Below are 17180 nucleotides of genomic sequence, written 5' to 3' on the forward strand. Positions count from 1 at the left end.
TTAGCGCCGACTGTCCGCGCCTGCAAAAGCCTTGTTGCCGCCGATCCACACGCCCTTGACGTCGAGATCGTCCGACAGGGCGACGATATCGGCCGCGGTGCCGTTGGCGAAGCGGCCGAGCCGGTGCGCCTGGCCGACGGCTTGCGCCGGATAGAGCGAAGCCATCCGTAAGGCCTCCGACAGATCCAGCCCGACAATTCTGTGCACATAGCGGACGGCCGAGATCATATCGAGATCGGCCCCGGCCAGCGTGCCGTCGGCCAGCCGCAGGCTGCCATCCTTGCGATAGATGGTGCGGCCGTTGAGGGTGAACGAGGTCATGTCGGTGCCGATCGTCGCCATGGCGTCGGTGACCAGCACGATCCTGCCCGGTCCCTGCTTGGCGCGCAGCGCAATCAGCATGGTGGCCGGGTCGACATGGATGCCGTCGGCGATGATGCCGGCGGACAGGCCGCCTATGTCGATGGCCGCACCAGCCAGTCCCGGCTCGCGGTTGCCGATCTGGCTCATGGCGTTGAACAGATGGGTGACCACACTGGCGCCGGCGTCGGCAAAGGCTCTGGCCGTAGCGTAGCCGGTGTCGGAGTGACCGAGGCTGACGACGATGCCGGCTTTGGCAAGTGCGGCGACCCGGGCGGGCTCGACGGATTCCGGCGCGATCGTCGTCAGCAGCACCGGCAGATTTTTGCGCGCCGCGATCAGCGCCGTCTGATCGGCATCCGTCATCGGCCGGATCAGCGCCGGGTCATGGGCACCCTTGCGGGCGACTGAGAGATGCGGGCCTTCGAGGTGCAGGCCGAGAAAGCCCGGCAGATTCTGCCGTGCCGCCTCGGTACCGGCGGCAATGGCCGCGGCGGTGATCTCTGGCGTATCGGTGATCAGGGTTGGCAGCAGCGCCGTGGTGCCGAATGGCGCATGCGCCCGGCATATGGTTGCGAGCGAGGCGACATCGGGATGGTCGTTGAGCATCACGCCGCCGCCGCCATTGACCTGCAGGTCGACGAAGCCGGGTGCCAGCATGCCGCCGCCGGTGTCGATCCGGGCAACGCCTGACGGAACAGCGCCGACGGGAAGAATGCCTTCGACCACATCGCCGTGCACGACAAGGGCGGCATTGTCGTGCCAGTCGTCACCGTCGAAAATGCGGGCGCCAGTCAGGGCAAAACGGTCGCTCATACGGTTTCCGTCACCTTGCGCAGATTGCGCGGTACATCCGGATCGAGGCCGCGATGGCGGGCGAAGGCCTCGACGAAGCCGTAGAAGGAAACGATCAGCGTCAGCGGGTCGGTCAAGGGATGGCCGGTGGCGACATGGGGCAGCCGTGTGGCGCTCTTGGCTTTGTCCGAGGTTACAAAAACAGCGGCACCCTTGCCGGCAAGGTTGTCGGCGGCCTCGGCCACCGACGGCTCCGAGGCGTCGCGAGCAGCCAGCGCCAGCACCGGGAAGCCCGGCCCAACCAATGCCAGCGGGCCGTGCATGACTTCGGCCGCACTATAGGCCTCGGCGTGCATGCCGCAGGTCTCCTTGAACTTCAGCGCCGCCTCATTGGCCATCGCCGCGGACGGGCCGCGGCCGAGAATGAACAGCGATTGCGGCGTCTCCAGCGCGCCGGCGAGCGCCATCCAGTCGCAGGCGATCGCCTTGCTGAAATGTTCGGGCAGTCGGGCAAGGGCGGCCAGCAGCTTGTCGTCGCCGGTGCAATGCGCCATCAGCGCCAGGCCGGCGACCGCCGAGTTGACGAAGGTTTTCGTCGCCGCGACACTGCGCTCGGGGCCGGCGAGAATGTCGATGGCATAGTCGGAGGCCCGCGCCAACGGCGAATCGGCGGTGTTGGTGATGGCGACGGTGAGCGCACCGCCGGCCTTCGCGGCTTGCGCCATGGCGACGATGTCGGGGCTCTTGCCCGATTGCGAGATGGCGAGGCAGGCCGAGCCGGCGAGCTTGAGTTTCGCGCCATAGATCGATGCGATCGACGGTCCGACCGATGCCACGGCCAGACCGGCGGTCAGCTCGACGGCATATTTCATGAAGGTGGCGGCATGGTCGGACGAGCCGCGCGCGACGGTAACGATGAAGCTCGGATCGCGCTCGCGAATGCCGCGTCCGGCCTCGGTCAGCACCGCCGCCGAGCCGTCGAGCAGGCGCGCGACAGCTTGCGGGATTTCGTCGATCTCGCGCCGCATATGGGTGGTGTTGGGGATCATGGTCGGCCCTCTTCGCTCGGCCCTGTCAGCCGCAGTTCGGCGACGAAATCATAAGCGTCGCCCCGGTAGATGGAACGGGTGAATTCGATCACCTTGCCGCTCGCCAGATAGGAAATGCGTTCGATGTGCAGTCCGGCAATGCCCGGCGGCACTTCGAGCAGGCGCGCGTCACCGTCGCCGAGATTGGCGGCCGAAATGCGCTGCACCGCCCGCACCGGGCGGTTGCCGGTCAACTCCAGCGCCGCATAGAGAGAAGAGCCTATCCCGGCGGGGTCCGGCAGCACGCTGGCCGACAGCGAGGCGCGCTCGATGGCCAGCGGCGTGTCGTTGGCAATGCGCAGGCGCGACACACGCGCCACCAACTCGTTCGACGACAGGCCGAGCACCATCATCTCATCGGGCGAGGGCGCGTACAGTCCGCGGTCGAGCCAGGCCGAACGTACCGCCATGCCGCGCCGGGCCATGTCCTCGGTGAAGGAGGTGAGCCTGGACAGCGATTGCTCGACGCGCTCCATGCGCGGCGCAACGAAGGTGCCAGAGCCGTGGCGCTGCACCAATATGCCGCCCTTGACCAGGTCTTGGACCGCCTTGCGCACCGTGACACGGGAAATGTCGGCCTTGGTCGCGATGTCGCGCTCCGACGGCAGCGCGTCGCCTGGCCCGATCAGACCGCGATTGACCGCGTCCTCAATGCTTTTCCTCAGCTGCAGATAGAGCGGCGCGCCGCTTTGCGACGATTGCTTCAGCGTGGCGAAGATCTGGTCGGCGGCCTCGCTCATCGCGCTGCCTCCGCCTTGGCGAAGATGCGAGCCGCCATCTGCACGGCGCCGCCCAGCGCATCGTCGAGCGGCGCCTTCAGCAGCGCCTGGTAGCGTTGGGAAAGGCGCGGCGCATAAAGCGGCGTCAGCCCGCCGAGCAGGCAGAGCGGGGCATCATGCGAGAGGTCGAGGGCGCCGAGCGACGCTTCGACATCGCCGACCGCCTTGTCGACGATCCAGTTGGCGACGGCGTCGCCCTTCCCGGCGTGCTCGAACACCTTGGGCGCGAAGCCGCCGAAATCGCCTGGTTTGGCGTTGGTGGTGAATTCGACCACGTCTTCGGGATTGTTGCGGAAGGTCGCCATCATGCTGTCGGTCAAGGGCGAGCCCGGGCGGACGCCGTCATGGGCGAGCAGCGTCTGTTCGAGCAAATCGCGGCCGATACGGGCGCCGCTGCCCTGATCGCCGACCTGGAAGCCCCAGCCGCCTATGGCACGCGATGTGCCGCCCTTGCGCGCCATATAGGCGGTGCCGGTGCCGAGGATGGCCATGGCGCCATCGCCCGAGCCGACCGCCCCTTCGAGCGCGATCTCGGCGTCAGTCTCGACGCGGCTGATGCTGAATGGCAGGATTGCTTCGAGTTGCTGCCGGTAGGTGCCGACATTGGCGCCGGCAAGGCCAAGAATGGCTGGTGTCTGCGGGATCAGGTCCGGGTCTTGCCCCGCGGCGATGAATGCCTGCCGTGCCGCCTCGACAATATGGGTCCTGGCGCCGGTGAGATCGGTGCGGATGTTGGCGGCGCCGCTTTTGGCACGGCCAATGACAGCGCCATCGCCTGTCGCAAGGGCTGCCCTGCAGCTGGTGCCGCCGCCATCGATACCGAGCACGAAATTCACGCGATTTCTCCTCGGGGCGGATAATACCAATAAAATACCAATAGCCAAGGATTAATTTCCGTTTCAAAAAGATTAAGGCGTATTTTATTGAAAAAACTAGACATTTCGTCGGCTCTGCGATTTCTAGCGCCCAAATCCGTTAATGCGTGTGGACAAGTGGTATTTTTTTGGTATTGTTCCTTCATCGGAGGGACAGGGATGGCCGAACCGCGCACCGAAGCGCTTCACAGGAATGCCGAGGGACTGGACATCCAGGCCCCGGACACCATCCTTTCTTCTTTGGCTGATGCACAGATCGAGGCCGCCAAGGCAGTCCGCGACGCCATTCCTGCCATCGTTGCCGCGGCCGAGATCATCGCCGGCCGGCTGAACGGCGGCGGCAAGCTCGCCTACGCGGCGGCCGGCAGCTCCGGCCTGATGGCGCTGGCCGACGCGCTGGAATTGCCCGGCACTTTCGGCATCAAGCGCGAGCGCATCGTCATCCTGATCGCCGGCGGCGACGAGGCCTTCAAGACGCTGGCCGGCGGGCCGGAAGACGACACCGACGAAGCCTCGGCGGCAATTGCCGGCGCCGGCATCGGCAAGGGCGACTGCCTGATCGCGATCTCGGCCAGCGGCTCGACACCCTATGCAGTCCAGGCTTTGAAGGACGCGCGCGGCCGGGGCGCGGCGACCATCGCCATCGCCAACAACAAGGACACGCCGCTGCTCAAGCTGGCCGATGTCGCCATCCTGCTGGAAACACCGCCGGAGGTGATTGCCGGCTCGACGCGGATGGGCGCCGGCACCGCGCAGAAGATCGCGCTCAACATGTTGTCGACGCTGACCGCAATCCATCTCGGCCATGTCCATGACGGCTATATGGTCAATCTCACCGCCGACAATATCAAGCTGCGCGACCGCGCGGCCCGCATCGTCGCCGCCATCACCGGCCATGACAAGGACGCTGCGGCGCGCCTGCTCGAAGCGAGCGGCGGCGTTGTCAAGACAGCCATTCTGCTCGCCGCCGGCGCTGCCAACGCCGATGTGGCCGAGAAGATACTGGAAGGGACCGGCCAGAAGCTCAGGCCAGCCCTTTCCGCGATCGAGGGGAACAAGGGCGAAGGCCCCTGTTCTCAAAACCGAACCTGAAAAAGGTCAACAGGGAGACTAAGCATGACAACGAAACTACTGACGGCACTGCTTCTCGGCACCAGCATTCTCGGCACCGCCGGGTTGGCTCACGCCGCTGACGTAACGCTCAATATCGAAAGCTGGCGCGGCGACGACCTCACCATCTGGAAGGATAAGCTGATCCCGGCCTTCGAAGCCAAGAACCCCGGCATCAAGGTGGTGTTCGCACCGTCGGCTCCGACCGAGTATGACGCAGCGCTCGGCGCCAAGCTCGCCGCCGGCTCGGCTGGCGACCTGATCACCTGCCGCCCGTTCGACAAGTCGCTCGAACTGTTCAAGAAGGGCAATCTCGCCGATCTCTCGGCGCTGCCCGGCATGGAAAACTTCTCGCCCGTCGCCAAGGCCGCCTGGCAGACCGATGACGGCAAGGCGAGCTTCTGCGTGCCGATGGCCTCGGTCATCCACGGCTTCATCTACAACAAGGACGCCTTCGACAAGCTCGGCATCAAGGTGCCGACGACGCGTGACGAGTTCTTCGCCGCGCTCGACAAGATCAAGGCCGACGGCACCTACATCCCGATGGCGATGGGCACCAAGGATCTCTGGGAAGCCGCGACCATGGGCTATCAGAACATCGGCCCGAACTACTGGAAGGGCGAAGACGGCCGCGCAGCCCTCATCAAGGGCGAGCAGAAGCTGACCGACGCCGACTGGGTCGCGCCCTATGCCGAACTGGCCAAATGGAAGCCCTATCTCGGCGACGGCTTCGAAGCCCAGACCTATCCGGACAGCCAGAACCTGTTCACGCTTGGCCGCGCCGCCATCTACCCGGCCGGCTCGTGGGAGATCGGCCTGTTCAACACCCAGGCGCAGTTCAAGATGGGCGCCTTCCCGCCGCCGGTCGAGAAGGCCGGCGACACCTGCTACATCTCCGACCATACCGATATCGGCATGGGTCTGAATGCGGCGTCGAAGAATGCCGATGCGGCCAAGACCTTCCTGTCCTGGGTCGCTTCGCCGGACTTCGCCACCATCTACGCCAACGCACTGCCGGGCTTCTTCAGCCTGAACTCCAGCCCGGTGAAGATGGAAGACCCGCTGGCGCAGGAATTCGTCTCCTGGCGCGACAAGTGCAAGTCGACGATCCGCTCGACCTACCAGATCCTGTCGCGCGGCACGCCGAACCTGGAAAACGAGACCTGGGTCGAATCGGCCAACGTCATCAACGGCACCGATACGCCGGAAGCTGCGGCCAAGAAGCTGCAGGACGGCCTCGACAGCTGGTACAAGCCGGGCAAGTAAGGCTCAGAGAAAGACCGGCCGGGCGCGTGCCCGGCCGGCCTTCACTTTACAGATTGCGATTGTCGGCACTGCCTCTCGGCCTTACCCTCTTGTCTTGTGGGGAAAGGCTAGCTGACCAGTCGCGGGCCTTCGTCCTGCCCATGCCGGGGCAAGGACATCGGGGCCGTGCATCGAGGCATCATCTGGCATCGACACCCTTTGGAACCGAGAGACGGCGGGGACCGCACTCATGGCCGCAGAAACACGACCGAAACGACCGTTCCGCTGGCATATCGGCGTCTTCCTGGCGCCGGCGCTGCTGGTCTATACGGCAATCATGATCCTGCCGCTGGCAGGCACGCTGCAGCTGTCGCTGTTCCGCAACATCGAGCAGCACCAGGTCTTCGTCGGGTTTGACAATTTCCGCACCTTGTTCGGCGACCCCAACTGGTCGGTCAATTTCTGGAATGCGCTGCGCAACAATGTCTGGTTCTTCATCATCCACATGCTGGTGCAGAACCCGATCGGCGTCATGCTGGCGGCATTGCTGTCCAGCCCGAGGCTGAGGTTCGCCGCCTTCTACCGCACGGCGATCTTCGTGCCGACCATCCTGTCCTTCGTCATTGTCGGTTTCGCCTGGAAGCTGATCCTGTCGCCGCTGTGGGGCGTGGCGCCGCATCTCATGGACTTGGTCGGCCTGAAAAGCTTCTTCACGCCATGGCTTGGCAAGGAACAGTACGCCCTGACCGCGCTCAGCCTGATCTCGGTATGGCAGTTCATCGGTATTCCGATGATGCTGATTTATGCCGCGCTGCTCTCGATCCCCGAGGAGGTGATCGAGGCGGCCGAATGCGACGGCATTACCGGAATGTCGCAGTTCTGGAAGATCAAGCTGCCGCTGATCCTGCCGTCGATCGGCATCATCTCGATCCTGACCTTCGTCGGCAATTTCAACGCCTTCGACCTGATCTACACCGCGCAAGGGGCGCTCGCCGGGCCGAACTATTCGACCGATATTCTGGGCACCTTCCTCTACCGCGCCTTCTTCGGCTTCCAGTTGCAGGTCGGCGATCCCAATATGGGGGCTGCGATCGCCACGATGATGTTCCTGATCATCCTTGGCGGCGTCTGCGTCTACCTGTTCCTCGTTCAGACGCGCCTGCGTCGCTACCAGTTCTGAGGAGCGAGAGATGAGCCTAGCCACCCGTTCGCTCCCCCGCACCATCGGCGCCCACGCGATCCTGTTGACCTATACGGTGATCGCGCTGTTCCCGGTGATCCTGGTCATCATGAATTCGTTCAAGTCGCGCGCCGGCATCTTCAGCGAACCGCTGACGCCGCCGACGCCGAAGACATTCGACCTGATCGGCTACAACACGGTGATCGGCCAGGGCGACTTCATCCACTATTTCCAGAACAGTCTCGTCGTCACCGTCGCCTCGCTGTTCTTCGTGCTTCTGTTCGGCGCAATGGCGGCGTTTGCGCTGTCGGAATACCGCTTTCGCGGTAACACGCTGATGGGGCTTTATCTCGCGCTCGGCATCATGATCCCGATCCGGCTCGGCACCGTCGCCATCCTGCAATTGATGGTGGCGAGCGGGCTGGTCAACACGCTGACGGCGCTGATCCTGGTCTACACCGCGCAAGGCCTGCCGCTGGCAGTCTTCATCCTGTCGGAATTCATGAAGCAGGTGTCCGACGATCTGAAGAATGCCGGCCGCATCGACGGGCTGTCGGAATACACCATCTTCTTCCGGCTGGTGCTGCCGCTGGTGCGGCCCTCGATGGCGACGGTCGCGGTCTTCACCATGATCCCGATCTGGAACGATCTATGGTTCCCGCTGATCCTGGCGCCGTCTGAAGAGACCAAGACGGTGACGCTCGGCGCGCAGCTCTTCCTCGGCCAGTTCGTCACCAACTGGAACGCCATCCTGGCGGCCCTGTCGCTGGCGATCATGCCGGTGCTGATCCTCTACGTCATCTTCTCGCGGCAACTGATCCGCGGCATCACTTCCGGAGCCGTCAAGTGAGTGGGGGGCAAGAGGCTATCGTACAGGCTCTTGTAGAGACAGGGAGCCGATATGGATTCCGGGGCGTTCGCGCCAAAAATTTCTACCGCGAGCGACCGGAAACGATCTGCGTGCTGAACCTTCAGAAGTCTTCCTGGGGGCCACAGTTCTATCTGAACGCCGCGGTGTGGTTTACGCGGCTTGGGCCGGAGCGCCGGCCGAAGGAATACAATTGCCACATCATCTGGCGAGTCGACTCTCTGATGACTAGCGAGCAATCCAAGGCATTTGAAGGGGCGCTCAATCTGGATCATCCGATCCCGAATGACCGGAGATCTTCTCTGATCAAGGAAGGGGTCGATACATACGGCTTTGGGCTTCTGGCCCGTTGCGAGAGCGAAGAGACCGCTCTGCAGATCGCCGGTGAGAACGGCCCGAATGTGAGAGTAGCTCTCAAAGCCCGCAGGCAAGAAAAGGCAGATTGAAATGGCTCAACCCCTTCGTGTCGTCGTCGCCGGCCTCGGCAATATGGGCCGCAGCCATGCGCTGGCCTATCACAGCAATCCGGGGTTTGAGATCGCGGCGCTGATCAACCGTTCCGACGTGCCGCTTCCGGATGGACTGTCGGGCTATGGCATAAGGCGCTCTTTCGACGACGCCTTGCGCGACGAAAAGCCCGATGTCGCCTGCATCGCCACCTATTCCGACAGCCACGCCGACTATGCGGTGAAAGCGTTCGAGGCCGGCTGCCATGTCTTTGTCGAAAAGCCACTGGCGACGACGGTGGCCGACGCCAAGCGCGTTGTCGCCGCGGCCAAGGCCAACGGCAGAAAGCTGGTGATCGGCTATATCCTGCGTCATCACCCGTCGTGGGTCCGGCTGATCGCCGAGGCGCGCAAGCTAGGCGGCCCTTACGTCTTCCGCATGAACCTCAACCAGCAATCGTCGGGCCCGACCTGGCAGACGCACAAGCAGTTGATGCAGACGACGTCGCCGATCGTCGACTGCGGCGTCCACTATCTCGACGTGATGCTGCAGATCACCGACGCCAAGCCGGTCGAGGTGCGCGGCATGGGGCTGCGGCTGACCGAAGAGATCGCGCCGACGATGTACAATTACGGCCATCTGCAGGTGCTGTTCGATGACGGTTCGGTCGGCTGGTACGAGGCTGCCTGGGGACCGATGATCTCGGAGACAGCCTTCTTCGTGAAGGACGTGATTTCGCCCAATGGCTGCGTGTCGATCGTGATGAAGGAAGGCGTGAAGTCCGACGATATCGACACCCACACCAAGACCTCGACCATCCGCCTGCACAGTGCTGCGACCGGGGCGGACGGCAAATTCGCCAGGCCGGACGAAATGCTGTCGATGGAAGGCGAACCCGGCCATCAAGACCTTTGCGACCTCGAGCAGGCCTTCGTGCTGAAGGCGATCCGCGAGGACATCGACCTGACCCGCCACATGGACGACGCCGTAAAATCGCTCGCCGTCTGCCTTGCCGCCGATGAGAGCGTACGCAGCGGCGCCCCAATTAAACTCTAGGTAGAGTCAAACTCTAGAACAAGGACGAAGCCGTGGGCTCGCTGGTAATCGAAAATGTGAAGAAGGCTTTCGGGCCGGTCGAGGTGCTGAAGGGCATCAACCTCGAAGTGACGGACGGCGAATTCGTCGTCTTCGTCGGCCCGTCGGGCTGCGGCAAGTCAACGCTACTCAGGGTCATTGCCGGGTTGGAGGATTCGACCTCGGGCCGGGTGGTGATCGATGGCGCGGATGTTTCGGCTACGCCGCCCGCCAAACGCGGCATCGCCATGGTGTTCCAGACCTATGCGCTCTACCCGCATCTGACGGTGAAGAACAACATGGGCCTTGGCCTCAAGCAGGCCGGCACGCCGGCGGCGGAGATCGAGCGGCGCATCGGCATCGCCTCGTCGATGCTGTCGCTGGAGCCTTATCTCGAAAGGCGGCCGGCGGAGCTGTCGGGGGGCCAGCGCCAACGCGTCGCCATCGGCCGCGCCGTGGTGCGCGAGCCGAAACTGTTTCTGTTCGACGAGCCGCTGTCGAACCTCGATGCAGCACTTCGCGTCAACACGCGGCTGGAGATCGCGCAACTGCACCGCCGGCTGAAGGCGACGATGATCTACGTCACCCACGACCAGGTCGAGGCGATGACGCTGGCCGACAAGATCGTCGTGCTCAATGCCGGCAGGATCGAGCAGATCGGCGGCCCAATGGAGCTCTACAATTCGCCGGCAAATGAATTTGTCGCCGGCTTCATCGGTTCGCCGAAGATGAACTTCATCGACGGTGCGAGGCTGGGCGAGACGGCCAAGACCATTGGCGTGCGGCCGGAACATCTGACGGTCGATGCGAAGTCCGGCGCCTGGAAAGGCACGGTCGTGCACGCCGAGCATCTTGGCGCCGACACCAACCTCTATCTCGACTGCGAAAAGGCCGGGCTGATCACGGTGCGGATTTTCGGCGTCTACGACGCGGAGCCCGGTGCGACGCTCTATGCGACGCCCGAGCCGGGGAAGACGTATCGGTTCGGGGCGGACGGCAAGACGATCAAATAATCCGCTACAGACAGCGACCCCCGGGCGGTCACACCGCGCCGAGCAGCACCGCGCCGTGAATGGCCGCCTGCCAGCCCAGCGCCGCCCAGCGTATGTCCAGAGGCTGCACAAGAAGCGAATGCGGCAGGCTGTCGGCGATGCGCTGCTTGAGCGTCTGGTGGGGATAGGACTTCATGTCGACGATGCCGCCGCCGATCAGGATCGTCTGCGGGGAAAACAGGGCGGCTGCCGTTGCGATGGTCACCGCCTGCTGCCAGACGATCTCGTCGAGCCATTCGCGCAGCGACGGCGGCTGCCCGGTCGCCGAAAAAAGATCGGCCACCGGAATATCGTAGTCCGTCGCGAGTTCGACGAGCGTTGCCCCTGAGGCGTAGGTCTCGACCCGGTTTGGTGGTTCGCCATCGCCGGGCCGGTAGATCGGCATATGGCCGATTTCGAGCGCCCAGCCGCCGCCCCTGAAAATGCCATCCTTGCCGAGATAAGCCGCACCGATGCCGGTGCCGAGATAGACCGCCAGCACCTCCTTTTGCCGCTTCACCGCGCCGGCAACGCTTTCGCCCAGCAATTGCAGCACGACGTCGCGTTCGAGCCGGACGGGAACGCCGAGTCGCGAAGCCAGTTCGGTGCCCAGCCGGATACCGTTCAGTTCGGGAATGTTAGCGGTGTGCAGCACCGTGTCGAAATCGCGGTCGATGAAGCCAGGCACGGTCGCAACGACGCGCGCGGGCTTGAAGCCGGCATCGCGGCAGGCCGCGGTGACCGCATCGGCCAACCCCGCCACGGGCGCGCCCTGGCGCAGCTGCGCCGTGGGGTAGGTGCGGGCAAACTCCACCGGGATGCCGCGGTCGGCGAAGCCAACCTTGACCGACGTGCCGCCGATCTCGACCACGGCGATCGTGTCGTCCGTCGTATTGTCGGTCATGCGAGCGTTTCCAGAAATTCCGAAAGACAGGCGCGGAATTCCTGTCGGTAGGCAACGCGATCCTGCGATTTCGCGGTGATGGTGCAAAGCCGGGCGGACGGAATGAGCCCAGCCAGCGCCTGCGCGTCGGCCAGTCGATGGACAAGGTCATGGTCATGGCCGATGACCAGCGTCGGCACCGCGATAGCGCGGATTTCGGCGTCGCTGACGCCGGGACCGTCGCCGGCGATCGCCACCAGCAGCCTGCCGAAGAGAGCCGGGTCCGGGCGAGTGAAGAAGCCTTGCAGACTGCTGAGATTGTCCGGCGCCGGCCTCGCCAGTTCGGCGGCAACAGGGCTGCCATCGAACAGACGCCTGGCGTCCTCGGGCGAATGGCGCATCAAGAGGTCGCCGACCACGGCGTAGGGCTTCATATTGGCCGGGGCAGCCTGGGACACCCAGGCAGGCCGGGCGAGCACCAGCGCGCGCACGCGAGCCGGCTTGTGCACCGCCAGACGCAGCGCCAGGGCGGCGCCCATCGAGATGCCGCCGACGACAGCCGGACCGATGCGGATAGCCTCGGCCAGCGCTTCGACGTCCTCGGCAAACGTCGCAATCGAAAGCCGCTCGACCGGCCCGTAGCCGGATCCACCCTGACCCCGGCATTCGAGCGTCAGGCGCCTTGTCGGCGGCAGATCGGGAAACACGTCGGCGACCTGCGCTTCATCACCGCCAAGGCCATGCTGGAAGATGACGGGAAGGCCGGCGCCGACATCCTGGTAGGCAAGGTCGACGCCATCGCGGCTGAAAGTCTTCTTCACGCTCTGTCGCTCTCTTCCAGCACGGTGCGCAGAAAAGCGCCGACGACGGGCGCCTCGGCTTCGGTGAGGCCATGCGTGATCAAAGCACCGTCGAAGCTGGCGGCTCTCAGACGGCTAATGAAATGCGGGAAGTCGACCACGCCCTGTCCAGCGGCGGCAAAACTGCCATCGGCATGGCGGTCCTTGGCATGGGCCATGCTGATCTCTGCAGCCAGCAGATCGACGGCCTCGTCGATCAGGCGATGACGCTCTGCGCTGTCTGCCACTTCGAACAGGTTTGCCGGGTCGAGCACAATGCGCAGGCGCGTACTGTTCATCTCGTCGAGCAGGCGGCGTGCGGCCCGCGCGTTGGCGACGACATTGGCGAGTTCCGGTTCGATGCCAAGCTCGATGTCGAAGCGCTCGGCAATCGCGATCGCCGCTCCCATCTCCGCCCGAAGATCGCTCCAGGCGGCCTCTGTGGCGTTGTCGGGATGCCAGCGCCACTGATCCTGCGCATCCCTGGTGCCGGTGCACAGCGTTATGAGCCTGGTGCCCATATCCGCACATGACGCGGCGAGCACCTCAAGCCGGGCAAGGCCTGACACACGAACCGAGCGATCCGGGTGGATCATGTTGTAGGTTCCTGACACGGCCGCGATCGAAACGCCGGACTCGCCGCTCGCCACGGCGACGGATCGGGCCGCGCCGGGCTCGATGTTGTCCGGCATCGACGGCAGGCCAAGGCACGCCATGTTGAACTGCGCCGCCGTGTAGCCGGTATCCGCCACCGCGCGCAGCACCGGCACGGCGCCGGTGGCAATGAAGGTCTTGGCGAAAATCCCAAGCTGCATCACACGACCCCGTCGACATCGGCGAGGTTGACGGCACGGCCGCCGGCGGCGGCGGAGCGGGCGATTGCGGCCATCCCCCTGACGGAGGCGATGCCGTCATCGATGCCGGCGCCGACCATGGGCGCGCCATTCAGCACGACATCGGCAAAACCTTCGAGCTGGCGGCGATAGAAGTGGCCATCCGCGCCAAGCGTGCGATGCCAGCTGCCATCGGCCTCACGGAAAATGTCGACCTCGCTGCTCTTGTAGTACCAGGGGTTATAGGTCTTTGCGAGAACGCTGCCGTTCTGGCCGTAGATCTGGAACCCTTCGTGCCAGTCCATGCGCACGGCGACCGTCAGGTCGAGATGACCGATCGAACCGTCGGCGAAGATGGTGGTGACAAACCAGCAATAGGCGCCATAGCGCTCGGTGAGCCGGGCCTCGACGGCCTCGATCGGGCCATGCAGATGGCGCGCCGTATCGAGGAGATGGCTGCCATGCGCCAGCATGTAGTATTGACGCAGATCCGCCTTGGGATTGACGGACGGCTTGCGCGCCTTGGCGCTGGTGATGATCAGCGGCTGCACCGCATCGGTCATGGGATAGCGATGGGTGCTGTCGCAATACCAGCCCTTGAACGCCAGCCGCTCGCCCATCTCGTCATCGACGAAGGCCTTTGCCGCCTGGATGCCTGGATCGAAGCGCTTCATGTGGCCGACCTGGAGCACCTTGCCGCTCTTGTCGAGCGCTGCCCGCAAGCCTTCGACTTCCTCGACAGAAACACCCAGCGGCTTTTCGCAAAGTACGTGCTTGCCGGCATCCAGCGCAAGTTCCGCTGCCTTCACATGGAACGTATCCGATGTCGCGATGATGACGGCATCGAGGTCGGGATCGGCCAGCATCTGGCTATAGTCGGCATAGGATTTTTCGGGCGCGAAAGTGGCCGCCATCCTGTCGCGCAGATCGTCGGCGACATCGCAGATGGCATAGAGATCGGCATTGCGTGACTTGGTGCAGGATTCGAAATGCGCCGCCTGCGCAATCGGACCGCAGCCGAGCACGCCGACACGCAGCCGCTTTTCGTCTTTGCGAGGCATGGAACTTTCTCCTGATTAGCGCGCGGCGAGGCCGCGAAGTTGAAATTGCGGATCGCCCGACAAAGCTGCCTGATGCAGCAGACAGGCAGCGCCCAACGCCGGACCGTCCGCGCCGACGCGCGACAGTTCGATCCTGGGAACGGGATAGCCTTCGGCGAGGAAGTCCAGCAGGAAAGCTTCCACCTGTTCGGCGACAAAGGGATAGATTGCATTGACGGAGCCGGAGAGAATGATGCGTTCCGGCTGCAAGGTGCAGGCGAGCGTCGCCAGGCCGCGGCCGAACCAGAGCGCCCAGTCGCGCGCAGTGGCGACGGCCGCCGGATCGCCGCCGGCAAGCGCTGCGACAAACTCATCCACACCGGCGCGCCGCCCGCTTATGTGGAGGTAGCGAGCGAGCAAAGCATCCTTGCCGACATAGGATTCCAGCCGGCCGGGGCGCTTGGCGTCGAAGACAAAACCTTCGTCGCCGATGCGCAGATGACCGATTTCACCGGCGCCGCCGAGCCGGCCGCGATGCAGCCTGCCGGCATTGATGATGCCGCCGCCAACGCCGTTCTCGATCAGGATGACCAGAGCATCCTCATCGTCCTTTCCTGGCTGCGCACCGTATGTCTCGGCCACCGCGACGGCGTTGGCATCGTTTTCCAGCAGGATCGGAAAATCGTCGCCAAAGGCATTACCCAGCAGCTCGGCCAGGTTGACCCCGTGCCAGCCAAGGATGGTGGCATGGTATGAAATGCCGTCGGCGGCGGGGAATCCAGGCACGGCGACATTGAGCCCGTATGGACGCGCACCCTCAGGCAACTGCGAACGGATCTCGGCGACGAGTTCCCTAATGATGGCGACTGCGGCTTCAGGCGTGCTGCCCGGGCCGGCAAAGGCTCTCGAGGCGCTGGCACGCTGCACGCCGGCAAGGTCGACAGCCACCGTCGCGATCCAGTTCACGCCGATATAGGCGCCAAGGAAGAAGCCGCCATTGCCTTCGATCTCGACCAGGATTCCGGGGCGGCCGACGCGGCCCCCGCCGTCTTGCTCGTCATCAGCTTCATCCGACCGCTCACGCGCCAGACCGGCTTCGGTCAGCCCCAGCACCAAGGCGCCGGTGGTCGACCGGGTCAGGCCGAGGTCGCGTGCAAGCGCCGCCCGGCTCAACGCGCCGGCGCGAAACAGCGCTGCAAGGGCCCGCGTTTCATTCGGCCGAAGATCGGTCGATACCAGCACATTTTCCTCCGTGATTTGTTTGATGAGCATACTAATTGACTTTCATATCGGCTTGAAAGAGCCAAAATGGATAAGCGCCGCAAAAAACTGGGCATTTCGAGCCTGTAGCCTCAAGTTTCAAACGATGGTTTGCATCGAAAACTTACAAATTGGCCGCTGCTCGCCGCCGGCCTCAGCCACTACAATATCGGCCAGCGCCCTATGACATGGGCTTCGAGACCATCATGGCGCCGGACAGACTGAGCAAGGGCGGCACGGTCGAACCGTTCATCAAGACCGGCACCGAAGTCTGCACGCCGGAAGACGCGTTGACGACCTGCGGCAAGGTCGCCAACTGATCAGGCCCTCCCAAGCCTGTCCTCCGGTCGCATCGGCCGGGGGGCATCTCTTCGAGGGTAGGCTTGTCAGTTGGCCTGGCCCGCTTTGCGATCAAAGACTGCTTGCGTCTCTCCAGCAGGTGATCAGATGACCGTCGCCGGCCTGCCTGACCGGCGGTTGCGCCTTTCGGCAGTCGGGCAGGGCCACTGGACAGCGGCCGGAAACGCCGCCAAGTCCCGCGATTTCCCGATGCTCGAAGCCGGCGTGCTGGTCATGGCGACGATCTTCGTGCTGTCGGCCGCGGCAGGCGATCTCGTCAACGCCTTGCTCGATCCGCGGCAACGCCGCCGTGTGTCCCCATGATGGAACTGATGGAGTTTCCCGTGCCGCGACGCGGCGCGCTCGGCTGCCGGGTTGCGAGCCGGGTCCGCGAGACCGTTGCGCAACTGCCGCCCTCGGTCATCGTCGGCTCGCTGATCCTGCTGTTCTGGGTCGGCTGCGCCGCGTTCGGCAGCCTCAAAGCTGACGCGCAATCCTGGACCGTGCGCTAAAATCGTTCCTCGTGATTCGGCCCGGATCGGGCCTCAAAGCAAGGAACGGCATGAGCAAGGCTCTTAGTACATTCGCACTGGTTGCAGTATTCACCGCACTCCTCATGGCGCTTAGCCTGGCGGTCGCCAGGCACGGCTATCCCTATGGCGCGATTGGGGTGAGGCGGCTGGACGGCATTGCCGATGCCGGTTCGTTCCTGCCGCTCGCCGCCGTCTACTTCTTCAGCGCCATGCTGATGATGATCCTGCCGATCCGGGCCGCCGGCATCGTCCTCACCCATGCGGCGGATGCGCTCTTCTGGGCGGTGATCGCCCTGTTCGCAACGATTGTCGGCTGTCTCGTCGCCCGCTGGGCCTTCGGCCAGAGCAGCGTGCTGTGGGCACTGGTCAACTGGCGCTTCCTGTTCGCCGCGGCCATCGTCGGCAGCCATTTCACCATGAACGAGCTGCGCCGCAACATCCTGCTCAGAAGCCTGTTCTTCGTCATCTTCGCCGCAGCGACGCTGGCTTGCCTGTTCTGGTCTTTTCCGACCTGACAAAGGCCTGCTTCATATCGTCCATTTTGAGGTCGCAGCTTTCGCAGCGGCGCGCCATCGGCTATCCAGTCGGCAGCCAGATTTCG

The 17180-nt window shown here is 64.2% G+C and carries 19 protein-coding genes; 10 read left to right on the forward strand and 9 right to left on the reverse strand.

The genetic code is table 11. The features are described 5' to 3' along the window. The 4 genes from nagA to AC1D1N_RS18225 are packed head-to-tail and all read right to left on the reverse strand — an operon-like array spanning position 1 to position 3858. Complete coding sequence (gene nagA / locus AC1D1N_RS18210) at positions 1–1176, reverse strand: N-acetylglucosamine-6-phosphate deacetylase (protein ID WP_477350172.1); 1176 nt, start codon at positions 1174–1176, stop codon at positions 1–3. Next, positions 1173–2204 carry an SIS domain-containing protein gene (locus tag AC1D1N_RS18215; protein ID WP_477350174.1) on the reverse strand — a complete coding sequence of 344 codons (1032 nt, stop codon included), beginning with the start codon at positions 2202–2204 and terminating at the stop codon, positions 1173–1175. Before AC1D1N_RS18215 ends, nagA begins: the two co-directional genes overlap by 4 nt. Continuing rightward, positions 2201–2983 carry a GntR family transcriptional regulator gene (locus AC1D1N_RS18220; RefSeq protein ID WP_112561221.1) on the reverse strand — a complete coding sequence of 261 codons (783 nt, stop codon included), beginning with the start codon at positions 2981–2983 and terminating at the stop codon, positions 2201–2203. The genes AC1D1N_RS18215 and AC1D1N_RS18220 overlap by 4 nt, the downstream gene beginning before the upstream one ends. Then, positions 2980–3858 carry a glucosamine kinase nucleotide-binding domain-containing protein gene (locus tag AC1D1N_RS18225; protein WP_477350176.1) on the reverse strand — a complete coding sequence of 293 codons (879 nt, stop codon included), beginning with the start codon at positions 3856–3858 and terminating at the stop codon, positions 2980–2982. The genes AC1D1N_RS18220 and AC1D1N_RS18225 overlap by 4 nt, the downstream gene beginning before the upstream one ends. Before the next feature lie 198 nt (positions 3859–4056). Between AC1D1N_RS18225 and AC1D1N_RS18230 the strand changes: the two genes are divergently transcribed. The 7 genes from AC1D1N_RS18230 (at position 4057) to AC1D1N_RS18260 (ending at position 10834) form a co-directional block, all read left to right on the forward strand. Beyond that, the gene (locus AC1D1N_RS18230; RefSeq protein ID WP_477350178.1) at positions 4057–4989 is read left to right on the forward strand and encodes an N-acetylmuramic acid 6-phosphate etherase; all 933 of its coding nucleotides are present in this window, start codon (positions 4057–4059) and stop codon (positions 4987–4989) included. A 24-nt stretch (positions 4990–5013) separates the two neighbouring features. Continuing rightward, on the forward strand, positions 5014–6273 hold the full coding sequence (locus AC1D1N_RS18235; RefSeq protein WP_477350180.1) for an ABC transporter substrate-binding protein: 1260 nt from the start codon (positions 5014–5016) through the stop codon (positions 6271–6273). A gap of 229 nt (positions 6274–6502) precedes the next feature. Continuing rightward, complete coding sequence (locus AC1D1N_RS18240; protein WP_112561217.1) at positions 6503–7432, forward strand: carbohydrate ABC transporter permease; 930 nt, start codon at positions 6503–6505, stop codon at positions 7430–7432. 10 nt (positions 7433–7442) lie between these two features. Next, entirely contained in the window at positions 7443–8282 is an 840-nt protein-coding gene (locus AC1D1N_RS18245) for a carbohydrate ABC transporter permease (protein WP_112561216.1), read from the forward strand. After that, a complete protein-coding gene (locus AC1D1N_RS18250; RefSeq protein ID WP_477350183.1) occupies positions 8279–8746 on the forward strand; it encodes a DUF4304 domain-containing protein in 468 nt (155 codons plus the stop codon). The genes AC1D1N_RS18245 and AC1D1N_RS18250 overlap by 4 nt, the downstream gene beginning before the upstream one ends. Position 8747: 1 nt before the next feature. Continuing rightward, positions 8748–9803: a Gfo/Idh/MocA family protein gene (locus AC1D1N_RS18255; RefSeq protein WP_477350184.1), complete on the forward strand. Its 1056-nt coding sequence runs from the start codon at positions 8748–8750 to the stop codon at positions 9801–9803. 32 nt (positions 9804–9835) lie between these two features. Then, positions 9836–10834, forward strand: a complete 999-nt coding sequence (locus AC1D1N_RS18260; protein ID WP_352582327.1) for an ABC transporter ATP-binding protein — start codon at positions 9836–9838, stop codon at positions 10832–10834. A 28-nt stretch (positions 10835–10862) separates the two neighbouring features. Here AC1D1N_RS18260 and AC1D1N_RS18265 read toward each other — a convergent pair whose 3' ends face one another. Genes AC1D1N_RS18265 through AC1D1N_RS18285 form a run of 5 tightly spaced genes read right to left on the reverse strand, consistent with a single transcriptional unit; the run spans position 10863 to position 15719 of the window. Beyond that, entirely contained in the window at positions 10863–11756 is an 894-nt protein-coding gene (locus tag AC1D1N_RS18265) for an ROK family protein (RefSeq protein ID WP_477350187.1), read from the reverse strand. Then, complete coding sequence (locus tag AC1D1N_RS18270) at positions 11753–12556, reverse strand: alpha/beta fold hydrolase (RefSeq protein ID WP_477350189.1); 804 nt, start codon at positions 12554–12556, stop codon at positions 11753–11755. The genes AC1D1N_RS18265 and AC1D1N_RS18270 overlap by 4 nt, the downstream gene beginning before the upstream one ends. Continuing rightward, positions 12553–13389, reverse strand: a complete 837-nt coding sequence (locus AC1D1N_RS18275) for a sugar phosphate isomerase/epimerase family protein (RefSeq protein WP_477350191.1) — start codon at positions 13387–13389, stop codon at positions 12553–12555. The genes AC1D1N_RS18270 and AC1D1N_RS18275 overlap by 4 nt, the downstream gene beginning before the upstream one ends. Further along, positions 13389–14468: a Gfo/Idh/MocA family protein gene (locus AC1D1N_RS18280; protein ID WP_477350193.1), complete on the reverse strand. Its 1080-nt coding sequence runs from the start codon at positions 14466–14468 to the stop codon at positions 13389–13391. The genes AC1D1N_RS18275 and AC1D1N_RS18280 overlap by 1 nt, the downstream gene beginning before the upstream one ends. A 15-nt stretch (positions 14469–14483) precedes the next feature. Beyond that, positions 14484–15719 carry an ROK family transcriptional regulator gene (locus AC1D1N_RS18285; protein WP_477350195.1) on the reverse strand — a complete coding sequence of 412 codons (1236 nt, stop codon included), beginning with the start codon at positions 15717–15719 and terminating at the stop codon, positions 14484–14486. A 435-nt stretch (positions 15720–16154) separates the two neighbouring features. Between AC1D1N_RS18285 and AC1D1N_RS18290 the strand changes: the two genes are divergently transcribed. Genes AC1D1N_RS18290 through AC1D1N_RS18300 form a run of 3 tightly spaced genes read left to right on the forward strand, consistent with a single transcriptional unit; the run spans position 16155 to position 17094 of the window. Next, positions 16155–16370 (forward strand): hypothetical protein, encoded by a 216-nt coding sequence (locus AC1D1N_RS18290; protein ID WP_436257792.1) that lies wholly within the window; start codon positions 16155–16157, stop codon positions 16368–16370. Further along, positions 16367–16558 (forward strand): hypothetical protein, encoded by a 192-nt coding sequence (locus tag AC1D1N_RS18295; RefSeq protein ID WP_477350197.1) that lies wholly within the window; start codon positions 16367–16369, stop codon positions 16556–16558. The genes AC1D1N_RS18290 and AC1D1N_RS18295 overlap by 4 nt, the downstream gene beginning before the upstream one ends. A gap of 50 nt (positions 16559–16608) precedes the next feature. Then, entirely contained in the window at positions 16609–17094 is a 486-nt protein-coding gene (locus AC1D1N_RS18300; RefSeq protein WP_142867623.1) for a hypothetical protein, read from the forward strand. Positions 17095–17180: the final 86 nt, after the last annotated feature.

The sequence above is a fragment of the Mesorhizobium sp. P2_B5 genome, from assembly GCF_056404775.1.